The 703-nt window shown below is 43.2% G+C and carries 1 protein-coding gene and 1 pseudogene; both read right to left on the bottom strand.

Features of this window, described 5'->3' with window-relative positions:
• Positions 1-439, bottom strand: a 439-nt coding sequence (locus DAI17_RS20750) for an OmpA family protein (protein WP_107775149.1), incomplete at its 3' end; no start/stop codon positions are given.
• 26 nt (positions 440-465) lie between these two features.
• Positions 466-703, bottom strand: a pseudogene (locus tag DAI17_RS20745) (PD40 domain-containing protein); the annotation flags it as partial.

Below are 703 nucleotides of genomic sequence, written 5' to 3'. Positions count from 1 at the left end.
GACGGTTTTTAGCGTAGTCAGCTTCAGTGTGACCTAACACAGCCGGTTTTTCTTCACCGTAAGAAACAGTTGAAACTTGGTTAGCACCTTTAGTTGCTAAGTAGTTTTTAACTGCGTCTGCACGACGTTGACCTAATGCGATGTTGTACTCTGGAGTACCACGTTCGTCAGCGTGACCAGCAACAGTTACTTTACCGTTTGCAGATGTTAAGTATGCAGCGTGTGCATCTAAAAGTTGTTGGTACTCACCTTCAACTGCGTAGCTATCGAAACCGAAGTACACAGTGTTGTAACGAGTTTGTAAGTCTTCAGCAGTCATACCGCCGAATTGACCTGCGTTTGCGTTAGCATTTGCGTTAGCATTGTCTGATGAGCTGCTGCAAGCTGCTAATACGAATGCTGGTGCCGCAATCATCAATACTTTAGCTAGTTTTTTCATTTGTTGCTCCTAAAAAGAATTTTATTTTATTTAGTCAAATACGGTGACCAAGCAGGAAACTTAAATTGTCCACCTGCTCCCGGCAAGTTAGCTTTGAAACGGCCATCTGCGGACACCAATTGTAGCACTTTGCTCGTACCTTTGGTAGAGCTATAAATAACCATAATACCATTTGGCGAAATACTTGGACTTTCATCTAAGAACGTTGAACTCAATACTTCCGTGCCACCCGAAGCGAGATCGCGTTTTACTACTTTATCACCG

It is taken from the genome of Nocardioides sediminis, assembly GCF_003047295.1.
GTDB lineage: Bacteria > Actinomycetota > Actinomycetes > Propionibacteriales > Nocardioidaceae > Nocardioides > Nocardioides sediminis.
This window is presented reverse-complemented; position numbering and strand designations above follow the sequence as displayed.